This window comes from Pseudoalteromonas sp. P80D2 (assembly GCF_036680945.1).
Classification (GTDB): Bacteria; Pseudomonadota; Gammaproteobacteria; order Enterobacterales; family Alteromonadaceae; genus Pseudoalteromonas; species Pseudoalteromonas shioyasakiensis.
This window is the reverse complement of sequence record NZ_JAZDAR010000029.1, coordinates 39773-55404: the sequence shown is the minus strand read 5'-3', so window position 1 is coordinate 55404 and position 15632 is coordinate 39773. Positions and strand designations below refer to the sequence as shown.

General features: G+C 38.3%; 9 protein-coding genes. 3 read left to right on the top strand and 6 right to left on the bottom strand.

Annotated elements, in window-relative coordinates:
- Positions 1 to 23 precede the first annotated feature (23 nt).
- The 4 genes from rmuC to VRK28_RS07875 all read right to left on the bottom strand — a co-directional run bounded on the left by rmuC (position 24) and on the right by VRK28_RS07875 (position 7494).
- A complete protein-coding gene (gene rmuC / locus VRK28_RS07890) occupies positions 24 to 1490 on the bottom strand; it encodes a DNA recombination protein RmuC (protein ID WP_062565462.1) in 1467 nt (488 codons plus the stop codon).
- 229 nt (positions 1491 to 1719) lie between these two features.
- Positions 1720 to 4863, bottom strand: a complete 3144-nt coding sequence (locus VRK28_RS07885; protein ID WP_062565463.1) for a DEAD/DEAH box helicase — start codon at positions 4861 to 4863, stop codon at positions 1720 to 1722.
- A gap of 415 nt (positions 4864 to 5278) precedes the next feature.
- Positions 5279 to 6241, bottom strand: coding sequence for a hypothetical protein (locus VRK28_RS07880; RefSeq protein ID WP_062565464.1), 963 nt, complete (start codon positions 6239 to 6241; stop codon positions 5279 to 5281).
- 14 nt (positions 6242 to 6255) lie between these two features.
- Positions 6256 to 7494, bottom strand: a complete 1239-nt coding sequence (locus VRK28_RS07875; RefSeq protein WP_062565465.1) for an AAA family ATPase — start codon at positions 7492 to 7494, stop codon at positions 6256 to 6258.
- A 769-nt stretch (positions 7495 to 8263) separates the two neighbouring features.
- Here VRK28_RS07875 and VRK28_RS07870 point away from each other — a divergent pair.
- The gene (locus tag VRK28_RS07870) at positions 8264 to 9478 is read left to right on the top strand and encodes a hypothetical protein (RefSeq protein ID WP_054563104.1); all 1215 of its coding nucleotides are present in this window, start codon (positions 8264 to 8266) and stop codon (positions 9476 to 9478) included.
- Positions 9479 to 9536: 58 nt separating this feature from the next.
- Here VRK28_RS07870 and VRK28_RS07865 read toward each other — a convergent pair whose 3' ends face one another.
- Positions 9537 to 10412, bottom strand: a complete 876-nt coding sequence (locus tag VRK28_RS07865; protein WP_332393697.1) for a DNA replication terminus site-binding protein — start codon at positions 10410 to 10412, stop codon at positions 9537 to 9539.
- A 433-nt stretch (positions 10413 to 10845) separates the two neighbouring features.
- Here VRK28_RS07865 and VRK28_RS07860 point away from each other — a divergent pair, with 433 nt between their 5' ends.
- A complete protein-coding gene (locus VRK28_RS07860; protein ID WP_062565467.1) occupies positions 10846 to 12195 on the top strand; it encodes a class II 3-deoxy-7-phosphoheptulonate synthase in 1350 nt (449 codons plus the stop codon).
- 62 nt (positions 12196 to 12257) lie between these two features.
- Here VRK28_RS07860 and ppsR read toward each other — a convergent pair whose 3' ends face one another.
- Positions 12258 to 13067: a posphoenolpyruvate synthetase regulatory kinase/phosphorylase PpsR gene (ppsR, locus tag VRK28_RS07855; protein WP_058584340.1), complete on the bottom strand. Its 810-nt coding sequence runs from the start codon at positions 13065 to 13067 to the stop codon at positions 12258 to 12260.
- Positions 13068 to 13219: 152 nt separating this feature from the next.
- Between ppsR and ppsA the strand changes: the two genes are divergently transcribed.
- Positions 13220 to 15595: a phosphoenolpyruvate synthase gene (ppsA, locus tag VRK28_RS07850; protein WP_054553332.1), complete on the top strand. Its 2376-nt coding sequence runs from the start codon at positions 13220 to 13222 to the stop codon at positions 15593 to 15595.
- Positions 15596 to 15632: the final 37 nt, after the last annotated feature.

The window sequence follows — 15632 nt, the reverse complement described above, 5'->3', positions numbered from 1 at the left end:
CGATGAGCTTTAAAACCTGCATATTAATCTAACTCTAATTGTGCTTTTTCAACAGTTTCCGCGGGTAACTCTTTTTGAACAGAAACCCCCAATTCTTTGAACTCTGAGGCCTGCTTAATCAAGTTTCCTTTACCACGATACAGCTGAGAAAACGCTTTATCATAGCTTTCTTTGGCGCGATCTAATTGCTTACCAACCCCTTCCATACTGGTTAGGAAACTATTGAGTTTGTTGTAAAAACGCTCTGCACGAGCGGCAAGCTCTTTTGAGTATTTAGTTTGCTCTTCAAAACGCCACAGTTGTTTTACGATATTCAAGCTAGTCAATAAGGTCGTTGGAGTTGCAACTAAAATGTTTTTTTCGATTGCTTGCTGATAAATATCACTCTGGTACTTAAGCGCTTCAACAAATGCAGATTCTATTGGTACAAACATGATCACCACTTCGGGGGAGTTAATACCAGGTAGTCTGTCGTAGGCTTTGCTTGCTAACTCGTTTATACGTGATTGCACCGCGGTGACATGCTCTTTAAGCGCTTGCTGCGCTTCAAGCTCTGTATCGGCATTTACATAGCGTGTATACGCGTTTAAAGAGGTTTTAGCATCGATAACTAAATGACGTTGCTGAGGTAAATACACCACAACATCTGGGCGTAGACGGCCATCTTCTGTGTTAAACGATACTTCTCGCTGATAATCTACTCCAGCACGCAGCCCTGCGCTGTCTAGTACGTTTTCAAGCATTAACTCCCCCCAATTACCTTGGGTTTTCTTTTGCCCTTGTAATGCGGTGCTCAGCCTATCAGCTTGTTCGGTGATAGCTTGGCTTTTAGCCTGTAAATGCAACAACTCAGTTTTTAGTGCTGCACGCTGCTTTAGATCTTCCACGTGGATCAATTCCATCTTATCGCGAAAGCCTTTTAGCTCTCCCTGAACCGGTTTTAAAAGTTGCTCAATACTCTCTTGGTTTAAGGTTTTAAAACGCTGCGATTTTTCTTCAAGGATTTGATTAGCGAGGTTTTCAAACTCTTTTTTGAGTTGCTCTTTGCTTTCTTTGATATGACTAAGCTGCTCTTTAAAATGCAGTTCTTTTTGTTCTATAGTGCTTCTTAAGGTACTTAAATCAACATCGCGCTGATTGAGTGCAGCTTTAGTATCAGCTAGCTCAGCTTCAACTTGACGCCAAAACTGGTTGTATTGTTGTGCTTGCTTTTCTTGCTCTACAAAGCGGGTTTTAAAGTGTTGAGACTCATCACGTTGCTCAGCGTAATCTTGCTGTAACTGCGAAAGCGTAAGTTGGCTTTGTTCAAGTTGCAGCTGCTTTTGTTCTAAATGATTTTGCTGGATTTGCTGACTATTTTGCAGTTCGGTTAACTGATTTTTTAAGCGACTTTTTTGTAAGGCAAAAATAACACCACTTGCAACAGCACCTACAGCAGCACCAAGCACACCACTTTGCCAATTAATCTGTGCAATCAGCTCTGTAATCATAACGAAAACTCAATAACTTAAAGACACATCATCATAACGAATTAGTGCTCAGCAGAGTAGGGGGTTTAGGCATAAAAAAAGCCAGCTCAAAGTGAGCTGGCTCTAACATTACTAAAATTTAGTAACCAAATGGGAAATCAACATAATGCTTATGTAAACTGCAATTTAACAACAAGCATAATAATAGACGCCCCAAAATTTGATTAGTTCAAAAAAACTTTAAAAAAATTTAATTTTTTATCAGAGCAAGCATTTGCTCTTCATCAAACTGAGTGAAACTCATTGATTTTTCGGTAAATAATGCATCAACAAGGGCTTGCTTATGCTGCTGCATTTTAAATACTTTTTGTTCAATTGAGTTAGCCATAATCAATTTATAAACAAACACTGGGTTAGTTTGGCCAATACGGTAGGCACGATCTGTCGCTTGTTTCTCAACAGCAGGGTTCCACCAAGGATCAAAATGAATCACAGTATCGGCTTGAGTTAGGTTTAACCCTGTACCGCCGGCTTTTAAGCTAATTAAAAACACGGATGTATCACCTTGAGTAAACTCTTCGATAACACGGTCGCGGTGTCTTGTTTGCCCGGTAAGCATACTAAAACTGATGCCTAATTCATTTAATCGCTCTGCTATCACATCAAGTGCCATGGTGAATTGACTGAAAATAATCACCTTACGACCTTCGCTAAGCATGATAGGCAAATGCTTAGATAACCATTCAAGTTTAGCGCTACCAGCCTGTGAACTAGGGTCGATCAATTTTGGATGACAACAGATTTGTCTGAGCTTTAATAATGCATCTAAAAAGGCTAGCTTACTTTTTTGTACTCCTTGCTGTGCAAATAGGTCGACTAATTTCTGCTCTAAAGATTCAGTTATACCGTTGTAAATTTCTTTTTGTTTGCTCTCAAATTCAAACTCTTTAACTAGCTCAGTCTTCTCTGGTAGCTCTTGCGTTACCTGTGCTTTAGTACGACGCAAGATAAATGGCATGATCAACGACTTAAGTTCATCAGCTCGGGCAACGTCGTTATCACGCTCAATTGGCGTTTGAAAATAGCTCTTAAAATGTGCTTGCGAACCAAGTAAAGAAGGCATTGCAAAGTCGAGCAAAGATTTAAGCTCAAATAAGTTATTTTCGATAGGCGTGCCGCTTAAGCAGAGCTTAAAGTCAGCATTAAGGCGCTTAACCAAGCGTGAAACCTGCGCAGCGTCGTTTTTAATATATTGCGCTTCATCAAGAATGATGTTTTCAAAATACAGCGGCGAATAAAAGGCAATATCACGCTTCAATAGAGGATAAGTTGTTAAAATACAATCTGCTTGCGACAACTGTTGTAATTGGTCGCTGCGCGCAGCACCGAAGACGGTGGTAATTTTTAAGTTACTCGCAAATTTATTAATTTCACTTTGCCAGTTACCAACCAAGCTGGTTGGGCAAACAATTAACGTGGGGCCTGCTTGTGGTGATTGCTTGGCATTAGCTAAAAAGGCAATAACTTGTAGAGTTTTACCTAGCCCCATGTCATCAGCCAAAATACCACCAAGCTGGTGACGTTTTAAAAAGTTAAGCCAATCAACACCATGTTGTTGATACTCACGCAATTGCACACCCTGGTTTAAGCCTTGAATATCGGACTTTTTAATAAGCTGTTGTGAGCTATTTAATTCAGCTAGGTAAGCATCTAGAGCATCGTCAACAATATTAACCTTAATTGCTTTTTGCTCGATGAGCTTAGGCAAAAACGACAAAGGCATTAAGATTTCGTCACGGGTTTTAATATGCTCAAAACGTTCACGATAATCATTAAGCTGCATCATCGCGGCCTTTTCAACCACAGCAAAGCGTTTTCCTACAGTAAAGTAATAAAAACGCTCACTTTGTCGATTAAGCGATTGATAAGTATTGTTATCAGTGACAAACAACTGTTGAGTTTTAACACCAGAGATCACGATTTTACTAACTATCTGATGACCTTTACCACGCTCAACTTGCAGTGAAAGCTGTTTAAGGACTTTGCCGACGGCTAACTCATCATTAATTTTCCAACCGCGTTTTAATAAGTTTGGAATTATTTCAAACTTTAACCAGTGCTCATGAATAACCGATTGTTTATTAAAGATAAACTCTGTTTGTAAAGCCCCTTTACATAATTCAAAGCCAAGGTTAGTTAATTCATTTACAACGGTGTTTTCTAATGACTGGTTTAATATATCAGCTGGCGCCTGGCTTAAATCATACAAAGAGTTTTGATAATTAAACTGCAATCCTAAGCGGATTGTGCCCTCGTCATTATTAATACTGATGACAGGGAATACAGTTCGAGCTAGGCTTTTTTTGCTTTCCTTAAATGCATGAGGGATCACACCTTCACCAAAATTATCATTGAGCTGTTGATAAACGCGGTCAAAGTTCTCTGTGTGAATAGCAGGCATATTGGCAAGTAGCGCTATTTCATCAGCCGTTAACGGAGTACGAATTCGGCCTACTTTTAGCTTTTCAGGGTCAAGGTAAGTAGGGGGCGTTGTTTTTAACAATAACCAATTATCTTGCCCAGCAAGCGTCATGCTCAATGACGTTAAGTCTTTGTTTTGTTTCCAATCAAACTCTAACGCTTGCATACTGTCAGCTTTAATTGCTTGGCGCGAACGGCCTAAAAACAAACGCTGGGTGGCAATTAATTGCTGTAGTGCTGCAAAGCCCCATTGACCTTTAAGCTCTAGTTTACCAAGGGCATTTTGAGAACGGATCCAGCTATATAACCGAAAATCCGATTCTAATAAATCAGTGGGGGTTACAAAACTATTTAATTGCTGCTCGGTAAGGTTACGACCAAGCGTATAGTTATGCTCAGCGTCATAATTAGCTATTTTAGGGGTAAGGGTTACAACTGATTTCTCTACATCAAGAACAAATAATAAAACCTGTTTGGCATTGTCACTAGCAACTTGCTTAAGGGTTTTTAGCTCACTAAACCAATCGTTAATGATGTAGTCTTCACCATAGTCACCTGAATGTTCAATTTTGAGTTTTAGGAGCACAGCTGCAATATGACGGCATTTAGTTTTAGAGCCACAAGTACAATGCGAATCGACCGAAAAACCACTTGGTAATTTACTGATCTCAATATGCTGAGTAAAAGTATTCCCTTCGTTACCAAACATAGATGCATCAATAACGCTAAAATCACTGTTATGTTCTAACCAGTTGATTTGGCCGTTCTGGTGATACTCTTTTGCTTTACTTAACACATGCGGCTTAAATAGCTGTTTAATGAAGCGCTCAGACAGAGGAAACTGAGTTTCTTGCTCTTGTTTGATTTCTTCAAAGATAGCTAATAAGTCATTTTTGGATAAGTTAGCAGACATAACGCTTTTGGCAGTAAAAACAAAAAATAATTCTGCCAGTATATGATCTATCGGACCAGAGCTAAAGCACTATTGAGCAATATTGGACTGGTTGGAGCTGATAACTTGGTAAAAATCTGCTTTAAAATAAAATCAAAGCTGAAAACTGACATGCTGAGTATTTAACAAACAACAATCGCACAAGATATAAACAGGTTAATAACAAGGCAGGGGCTTTACAGATCAATTTTTTACTAAGCAATCTAATTATGAGAGTAAAAAACCTGTAAAGGGGTTATTAGTTGGTAAAAAACTGATCTGAGAGTGTAATAAGTACCAATTTTACTGGTAATAGATCAATATTTTACTAACGAAAGGGAAGGGGAGATCACGCTTTTACTAACAGTAAAAGCGTGAGAGATCATTCTTTTACTAACTAATTAAAGCTATTTAATAGCTTAGTTAGCTGCTCTAAGCGTTTGTCTGTCATCACTTTATTATCGATTTTCACAGATAAATCACCGCTTTTTATGTTACGTTGTACGCTGACAAACTCACTATCAATAAGGGCTTCACGACGGCTTGGCGCTGCTGGCTCAGCAGTTAATAGCTTGGTAATTGCAAGAGCACGTTTATCATCGCTGCTGATTTGCGCTATTTCGCTATCACTACTTACGTCATTTACAAGCTTGGTAAACAGCTGCTCATCACGCTCTTTGGCACTAATAAGCTTTTTAGCTACTTCACGGCCAACATGATTCGCAGTTGGGTAAAGACTTAAAACCTCAGAAGGTAGATTCTCAAACGCTTTAATAGCATCAGCAATAGCAGTGTGTGATACACCTTCAATTGCCGCAATCTCACGATAAGAGCCTTTTTTCCCCTCAGCAATAAGCTCATCACGGGTCTGTTGATATGCTTGACCTAGCTCCCATAGACTTGGGGCAATGTATTGATCAGATGATACAGCAAGAATTTTAGCATCTTGATCTGTGAAATCTTCAGAGCTTAAAACTAAGTAATCAGAGTTACTTAAGATACATGCTTTTCGACGACGAGAACCTGCTAATACAAGCATTTCGTCACCTTTATCCCAACATAGGGCAGGGTGCTGGTTACGGCCGTCTTCGGCAATTGCAGGAAGGATATCGGCAACTGACTTTTCATTTAGTAATGATTGTACACGGCGGTTTTTACCATAGACCTTTGTTTTAGCTTCAATTTCTGAGCTTGGAATAACCTTACACACCAAAGTAATTTGACGTGTAGGATCGCTTGGAGCAGGCATACTGATAACATCACCAGCAGAAGCTTGCTCTAGCAAAGCATCTAAACTGCTACTTTCGATAGACGTTGAAAAAGGGTCTAAGCTGGTATCGTTTTTACGTTTTTTAGCCATTTTTATTAATTACCTTACTTAGCTGTATTTAGAGACGATTGAGTTGACTGCCAATTAGAACGGATCAGCATTTCAAGTTCATCAACTACATCTTTGATATTTTCTTGCGCACGAAGTAGTGACTCACGACTAGCTAAGCTATCTGACGTTTTTTGATCAAAAATGGTATTAAAAGAAGATGAGCTGGCGGTAATTGCCGAGCTATGATTAATTGGGTAACTCATTACTTGACGACCAAATGCACTACGAACATCTTTAACGATGTCGCGCTGTGAATGGTTCCCTTTAACATAGTTAGTTACTAAGAATTGCATGAAGTCCCAACCTTGGTGGCCAAGCGCAGCAACTGTATGGTAAATCTCGCCTAATCGCTTTAAGTATTTATTGTTTGCATCAAAGTCTACAGCTTCAGGATGAACAGGAATAAGCATCGATGTAGAAGCCATTAATGCATTATAAAACATAAAGTTAAGTGATGGAGCTGTATCAATTAGAATAATATCAAATTGATCTTTTACCGGTTCAATAACTTTTTCGAGCAATTTATGATAGTGACGAGTTTTATCATAACTAGAGCTATCTTTTAATAAAGTTGCTGTTTCATGCTCGAAGTAAAAGTCATCCATACCAGAAGGCAAAATACGTATATTAGGTATATGGGTAGGTAAGAAAGAGTTCGATACTAACTCATCCCAGGTTTCGTTTTCTTCAAGCTCAATGCAATCACGCATTAAATCACCAACTGTAATTGGATCAGGCTCACTTGGTGGGAAAAAGCTTGATGAAGAACCTTGTGGATCAAGGTCGATAATACCAATTCTGTATCGTTTAATATTGGTAGTAGCAAGTGCAGCAGCAATGTTTACCATGCTGGTAGTTTTACCACAACCACCTTTTAAGGAGTTAATAACAATAACTTGTAATTTATCATCAACTGTACGGTGATCAGGCTTAATATCCATGATATCAGCCATAGCAAAGATATTTACTAAGGTATAAGCGTAGTGGCCATTTGCACCACGTTTGATATCAAGTGCATCAAAATCACCATTATCATGACGTCGTTTTAAGGTACGATTATTACAGCCTAATAAGTCAGCGGCTGCTTTTTGCGTATAAGTACGAAGTTCTTTTTCTTCAGACTTTAAATGGGCACGATAATGTTGAATACGTCCTTCTAGCGATTTTTCAGCAACTTCTGCTGTCGCTTTTAGTAACCTATAAGTGGCTAGCGCATTATTATTGATAGACATACTTTCTTCCTCAAAGTTATGCTTTAAGTATAATGTCCATTCAAATTGCTGTAAACAAGTATTTAAGGCGACATACCTTTTATTTATAAGACATTTAATAAAAATTTGTAACTTTACTGATGCTAAGTATAAATAAGTAAGTTTAATATCGGTTAAGTATATAGGTATATAAGGTTAAGATGCTAAAATAGTGAAATATATTACTGATTTCGTTGAATATTTAGTAAAAAGCCAGATCGTGTTTTTACTTGGTAAAGATCAGATCTTTAATGACTCGCAGATCAGCCAATTACTAAGCAAAAAATGAGCTTTCGACTTATGCACAGTTTAACCACTGGTTTACTCACAAAAATAGTGGTGTAGATCAATTTTTTACTAACTAAATTATAAAGTTATGCACCGAGAGCATGACTAAAATGCACAATAAGTTAGTATGGATCTGATCTATAGTTGGTACAGATCAGATCTATGCTAACTTAAGAGCTGTTTATCCACATGGAGTTTTAAAAAAGCAATTTATGTCGTGTTAATTAGCTTTAAAAAGGTGATTCACCGGACATAATTTGAACTGAGTTAGTAAAATCGCGACCTATCAACTATAACTTAGTAAAAATCTGATCTAAAAATCAGCTATTACGAAACAGTTAGTATAAAACTGATCCGAAGAAATAAATTATGATCGGATCAAGTTTATACTAACTTAAACATTTAACTTTTGAAGTTTTATGTGTTGTTATTAACTGTCGAAGAAAAATTGGAAATAAGAACAATGAGCCGAAAGGTCAACATCTCGGTAGATAACTTACCCGATACATTACGCGGGCAGATCCACGGGGTGGAAAGTGCAATAGATAATGAAAGTCTTGCACTATTTACAGACAACAAAGATGTGCGTGTTTCAATTGAAAATGCTGCACATGGTTTGAGAGCTTACTCAAATACATTTAATCATTATGATTTATGGGGACGATTTGTCCGTTCTGGTCATAAGAAGCTTCCGGTTGAAGAAGCACCAAAGAAAACCATCGTTACACGAAAAATCTCTGAAAAAGTAGACGGCATTCTTTATGATGGTGAAATCAAAATTACACCTGCGGTAGTAAGCACAAGAAAAGATGGTGAAGATGTTGAATATCTTGTTTGGCCATCTGATCGTGAAGAAAAGGTCGAACGTGCCTTAATTCGTTTAGCCTCAAAAGGTAAAATTGTAAAAATCAATTTTAAGTCTGGTATTCAATACGCGGTTGTTTTTTCAATGAATGAATTAGCGCAAGAGCTGAAAGCTGTTGGTCAGTCGATGCCTTATCCGCAAATCAAAGAATCATTAGAAGCATTACAAGGTTCTAAACTTTCTTTTAAATATTCAGCAACAGATACTCGTAACTCTGATATTGATGACTCATTTTACGAATCGAACATGAACTTTTTATCGTCGCTTCATTTTAGTGGCAAAAAAGGTCAGGGTGGTAACGTAAAATGTGTAGCTTGTTTGAATGCCTTCGTTCATAACATGATCGACAACCTTGAGTACAAAGGTTACTATTTTAATAGTGCTCAAGAATTAAAACGTGGTTTATCTCGTTGGATGATGCTTCGTTTATATCATCTATGGCGTTATGCGGCACCGGGTAAGACCTACCATTTCCGACTATTATCTATTATGGAAAAATATGGCTCTATTTATTCAACAGACGAAATTACCGAGAATAAATTAAAAGCTTTGCGTCGTGATATGACTACGACAATGAAAGACTTAATTGAGAAAGGTGCAATCTCTGAATATAACATTACCAATGTCAAAGATGACAAAACGGGTAATATTATTGATTACACATATGAGATGCATCCATCTGATCAATTTTGTGATGAGATTCTTACGCTTAATAAGCATAACAAACGAATCGAAATTCAAGGTGGGAAACGCATTGTTGAAAATGCAGTTTTAATCGATGAAGATAAAATTGAAGAAATAGTCGAAGACTAATTTCTTTAATACTACTAACTACAAATAAAAGGCCACTGATGTGGCCTTTTTAACATAATCAATCTGTTACTTGTTCTAAGTAAAGTCTATCAACTAAGAAATCATATTCTCTTTTTCGAGGATGACTTTCTGGTTTTTGATAATCAGTTAATGTACCCAGTTTTACATCTGGTTCTGGGTTTATCAAAATAAAAGGTAAAGCAGCACTAACATGATATCGGTTTTGAGCTGTATACCTCACATTAACTTGTGGACTAACTCTTGTTGGTCTACGAATTCGTAATTTTTCTTTATCACCTAAACTTGCAACACGACTTTGTTCTTGTGCAACTAGCGCTTGCCAAGAGTGTTGGTCGATCATTCTTGGATTAGAATAACTAGCCGATTTATCGAGCATTGCTAAGGCCATTTTTTTAGTTAGCGTTTTAGTTGCGTGTTTGTGCATCCAAGTAAAACGAACAGAGTAGGGCGATTCAGTTTCAAAATGGATCTTACGATATGCAGCAAGTGTAATGAGATTAGGCACAGCATTGTGAACCGCTTCAAATCGCGCATCATTATTATCGATAGCTATTACACTATTTTTAAAATCAGCTTTGGCTTTATTTAACTGATTTATCCTTGCAATGAAATGTTGCTTATCGACATCTTTTAAAACTAATAAACCTGGATGTCTTTTTAATACTCGACTACTTAATCCTGTCTTTTTATAAAAATCACCAAAGGAATTTAGAATTAACTTATGAGCATCATCGCCTTCAATTTTTTGTACACTAATTGAAGAAGGGACTTTCTTTTCGTCGTTTATGTCGATATCTGGCAATTGATAATATGATGCCTTATGAAAACTCACTTCCTTTAATTCTTCACAAAACAAATGAGTTAACTCACTTACTAAATCAAACTGACTGCGTATTTCTAACTTCGTACTCATAGGAACACATCTTACTTATTGTTAGTTCAATTGTAACCTTATCTTTTGATATTTTGTAGTTTAAATTTTCCATGTAGCTGACCTTACATCTTAATTAAACTTAGTATGATGTGTTCCTTCCATTCCATTAGTACAAGTTTTTAATTTGATCAATGTAGAACTCAAAAAGTATATTTTAAGCATGTAAAGCTGAGGTTACAGTAAGGCATTAACTAGGTAAGATGTGTTCTTGTGCTGTGCGGTAACGAATAAGGTGTCAAAGATGTGTAACTGACTGGTTTGAAACAATAAAATGTTGGAACCCTAATTGTTAATATCGAAACTATTTATCAAATAACGAAATAATCGTAAATAGCTGAATATTGTCCTTGAACTTAGTACGTGCAATAAGTTAGTTTTCGTTAACGGTCTATGTTAGGAATGAGGAAAGAACATGCAATCGTGGAACCCAGACAGCTGGAGAAAACTGCCGATACTTCAGCAGCCAGAGTACCCAGATCAAGAAGCCCTTAAATCTGTTGAAGGGCAATTAAAAAGCGCACCACCTTTGGTATTTGCCGAAGAGACGCGTAGCTTATACAAACAACTAGAAGCTGTATGTGAAGGTAGAGCCTTCTTATTACAGGGTGGTGATTGTGCAGAGTCATTTAGTGACTTTAATGCCGCAAATATCCGCGATACATTTAAAACACTTTTACAAATGGCCGTTGTTTTAACTTATGGTGGTAAATGCCCTGTAGTTAAAATTGCGCGTATGGCAGGTCAGTACGCTAAGCCTCGCTCATCAGATTATGAAACAATCGATGGTGTTTCATTACCTTCGTACCGTGGTGATATCATCAATAATTTTGAATTCACAGAGCAAGCCCGTGTACCTGATCCACAGCGATTGATGACGGCATATCATCACAGTGCTGCAACGCTAAATTTATTACGCGCATTCGCACAAGGTGGTTTAGCCGATTTACACCAAGTAAACCGTTGGAACATGGGTTTTGTAGCAGCAAATCCGCTTAAAGAAAAATACCAACAGCTAGCTGACAGAATTCAAGATGCGCTTGAATTTATGGAAGTGTGTGGTATCGACTCAACCGTTGCACCGAGCTTAAAAGAAACAGACTTATTTACATCACACGAAGCGTTGTTATTAGGTTATGAAGAAGCACTAACACGCCGTGACCACTTATCAGGTGATTGGTACGATTGTTCTGCACACTTTGTTTGGATTGGTGAACGTACACGTCAACTTGATCATGCACACATCGAATTCTTTAAAGGTATTAAAAACCCTATCGGTGTGAAAGTTGGCCCGAGCATGGACCCAGATGAGCTAATCAAACTTATTGATGCAGTTAACCCTGATAACATTCCAGGTCGCTTAACGTTAATTACACGAATGGGCGCTGATGTTCTTCCAGAGAAACTACCGGCACTAGTACGTAAAGTACAACAAGAAGGCCGTAAAGTTATTTGGAGCTCAGATCCAATGCATGGTAATACTGAGAAAGCGAGCTCAGGTTATAAAACACGTAGCTTTAATAATATTCTTCGTGAAATTAGCCAGTTCTTCGCAGTACACAAAGCTGAAGGTTCATACCCAGGTGGTGTTCACCTTGAAATGACTGGCCAGCACGTGACTGAATGTACTGGTGGTGCGTATGGATTATCTGATGAAGATTTAGCACAACGCTACCGCACACAGTGCGACCCACGCTTAAATGCGGATCAAGTTTTAGAACTAGGTTTCTTAGTTGCTGACTTATTAAAAGACGCACGTAAGTAACACTAAGTTATTCAAAAAAGGCTGCATATTGTAGCCTTTTTTCATGTCCGATACTAAATAAGTTAGTACTTACGTCTTTCAAGTCCAGTATCAGATATAATCTTTGCAGAAATTTCTTCTACTGAATGATGAGTTGAATTTAAAAATTGAATCTTCTGCTTTTTATAAAGCATTTCTACTTCACGTACTTCGATACGACACTGTTTTAAAGACGCATATTTTGAATTTGCCATACGACGCTGGCGAATATCGGCAAGGCGAACTGGGTCAATCGTTAAACCAAAAAGTTTATGCTTGTAAGCTTTTAAACACTCAGGCAGGGTGCCTCTTTCTAAATCATCTTCTGTTAGCGGGTAATTGGCTGCTTTAATACCATATTGTAATGCTAGGTATAAACTAGTGGGTGTTTTACCGCTTCGGCTAACCCCCACTAAAATAATGTCAGCTTCAGAGTAGTTTTTAATGTTAGCGCCATCATCATTGGTCAACGCATAGTTAACCGCATCAATACGAAAATCATAACTTTTCTCGTGCATTGAATGCGTTCTATGAACCTTAGGTACCGGCGCAACTTTTAACTCTTGAGAAATTTTATCACTGTATTGTGATAAAAAGTCATAACACACCGCGCAAGACGATTTAATAATTTCACTTAGCTCGTGGTTAACAAAAGTGAAGAACACGAGTGGCTGTTCTCCATCACGTTGCGCTGTTGAATTAATTAAGTTCTTAACTTCAATTGCTTTTTTTTCAGTTTCAACAAAAGGAATAGTTTTGTGATTAAACTCAACAGGAAACATAGATAAGGTCGCATGACCAAAGACTTCAGAGGTGATTGCTGTTCCATCAGAAATATAAAATGCAGTTCTCATATTTAACCTTTTTATTACCTTTATCTGCAAAATAGGGGCTTCACGGTTTACGTGAGGTCTGTTGCCAGTGTAGAATGACTACGACCTTTTTAGAAGGTTTTCTTTCTTAACTCTCACAGTTAGTACTACAATTTGTTTATGGAGAAAGATCCGTGCAAGAATACGTTCTCTGGTATCAAGAGCTTGGTATGCAAGATGTTCCTCGTGTTGGCGGTAAAAACGCTTCACTAGGTGAAATGATCTCAAACCTAGCTAACGCTGGTGTTCAAGTGCCAGGTGGTTTCGCTACAACCGCTGATGCATTCAATGAGTTTCTAGAGCAATCTGGTTTAAACTCAAAAATCCACGATATTTTAGACACATTGGATGTGGATGATGTAAATACACTCGCTAAAGTCGGTGCCGAAATCCGCCAATGGATTATCGATACACCATTCCAACCAAACCTAGACCAAGCCATCCGCGACGCATATAGCCAACTACACGGCGACGCATCACAAGATGTTTCATTTGCAGTTCGCTCATCTGCTACAGCAGAAGACATGCCAGACGCTTCATTCGCAGGACAACAAGAAACGTTTTTAAACGTACGTGGTATTGATTCAGTAATGACTGCTATCAAACACGTGTTTGCCTCACTATTTAATGACCGCGCTATTTCTTACCGTGTTCACCAAGGTTATGACCATCGTGGTGTTGCACTTTCAGCTGGTATCCAACGCATGGTTCGTTCAGATAAAGCAGCTTCAGGTGTTATGTTCAGTATTGATACTGAATCTGGCTTTGAAGATGTTGTATTTGTCACTTCAAGCTATGGTCTGGGTGAAATGGTTGTGCAGGGTGCTGTAAACCCAGATGAATTTTATGTTCATAAACCAACACTTGCTAACGGTAAACCAGCGGTAGTTCGCCGTAATATTGGTTCAAAAGCAATCCAAATGATTTACTCTGCAGATGAATCACATGGTAAGCAAGTTGAAATTGTTGACGTTGATTCGTCACTTTCAAACAAATTCTCAATCACAGATGCTGAAGTTCAAGAACTTGCAAAGCAAGCTGTGATCATCGAAAAGCACTACGGTCGTCCAATGGACATCGAGTGGGCAAAAGACGGTAACGACGGTAAGCTTTATATCGTTCAAGCTCGTCCAGAAACAGTTCGTTCCAACGAAGACGCTAACGTAATGGAGCGTTTCCAATTAAATGGTACAAGCACTGTTGTTGCTGAAGGCCGTGCAATTGGTCACAAGATTGGTTCAGGTACAGTACGCGTACTAGATTCAATTGATGAAATGGACAAAGTACAACAAGGTGACATTCTAGTTACTGACATGACTGACCCAGACTGGGAGCCAATCATGAAACGTGCCGCTGCAATTGTTACAAACCGTGGCGGTCGTACATGTCACGCGGCAATCATTGCTCGTGAATTAGGTATTCCTGCAGTTGTTGGTTGTGGTAATGCAACTGATTTAATTAAAGCAGGCCAAGATGTAACTGTTTCGTGTGCCGAAGGTGACACAGGTTATATCTACGAAGGTATTTTAGATTACGAAGTACTTACTTCACGTGTTGATGAAATGCCAGAGTTACCAATGAAAGTTATGATGAACGTAGGTAACCCTGATCGTGCATTTGACTTTGCACGCTTACCTCATGCAGGTGTTGGCCTTGCGCGTGTTGAATTCGTAATCAACCGTATGATTGGTGTTCACCCTAAAGCACTTCTTAACTTTGATGCTCAATCTGACGAGTTAAAAGCTGAAATCTCAGAAATGATGGCAGGTTATGAATCACCTGTAGAATTCTATATTTCTAAGCTTGTTGAAGGTATTGCAACACTAGGTTGTGCGTTTGCACCTGAGCGTGTCATTGTTCGTATGTCTGACTTTAAGTCAAACGAATATGCAAACCTTGTTGGCGGCCAGCAATATGAGCCGGAAGAAGAAAACCCAATGATTGGTTTCCGTGGTGCAGCACGTTATATCTCTGAAGATTTCCGTGACTGTTTCGCGTTAGAGTGTGAAGCGATTAAACGTGTTCGCAACGAAATGGGTATGACTAATATTGAAATCATGATCCCATTTGTTCGTACGCTTGAAGAAGGTAAGCGCGTTATTGAATTACTTGAAGAACATGGCCTTAAACGTGGCGAAAATGGTCTGAAAGTAATCATGATGTGTGAATTACCATCAAACGCGTTACTTGCAGATGAGTTCTTAGAATATTTTGATGGTTTCTCTATCGGTTCAAACGACTTAACTCAGTTAACATTAGGTCTTGACCGTGACTCAGGTTTAATTGCGCATCTATTTGATGAGCGTAACCCTGCAATCAAGAAACTATTATCAATGGCTATTCAAACTGCTAAAGCAAAAGGCAAATACGTAGGTATTTGTGGTCAAGGTCCTTCAGATCATGAAGACTTTGCAGCTTGGTTAGTTGAGCAGGGCATTGATTCTGTTTCTCTAAACCCAGATACAGTATTAGAAACTTGGTTATATCTTGCTAAGAAATTAGCCGACTAAGTACTTTATTTAATTAAAATAAAGATTCTGATATAAA

Excerpts from the sequence above, each read along its gene's own strand:
- VRK28_RS07880 (WP_062565464.1), bottom strand. The coding sequence starts at position 6,241 with ATGGCTAAAAAACGTAAAAACGATACCAGCTTAGACCCTTTTTCAACG.
- VRK28_RS07870 (WP_054563104.1), top strand. The coding sequence starts at position 8,264 with ATGAGCCGAAAGGTCAACATCTCGGTAGATAACTTACCCGATACATTA.
- rmuC (WP_062565462.1), bottom strand. The coding sequence starts at position 1,490 with ATGATTACAGAGCTGATTGCACAGATTAATTGGCAAAGTGGTGTGCTT.
- VRK28_RS07865 (WP_332393697.1), bottom strand. The coding sequence starts at position 10,412 with ATGAGTACGAAGTTAGAAATACGCAGTCAGTTTGATTTAGTAAGTGAG.
- VRK28_RS07860 (WP_062565467.1), top strand. The coding sequence starts at position 10,846 with ATGCAATCGTGGAACCCAGACAGCTGGAGAAAACTGCCGATACTTCAG.
- ppsR (WP_058584340.1), bottom strand. The coding sequence starts at position 13,067 with ATGAGAACTGCATTTTATATTTCTGATGGAACAGCAATCACCTCTGAA.
- VRK28_RS07875 (WP_062565465.1), bottom strand. The coding sequence starts at position 7,494 with ATGTCTATCAATAATAATGCGCTAGCCACTTATAGGTTACTAAAAGCG.
- VRK28_RS07885 (WP_062565463.1), bottom strand. The coding sequence starts at position 4,863 with ATGTCTGCTAACTTATCCAAAAATGACTTATTAGCTATCTTTGAAGAA.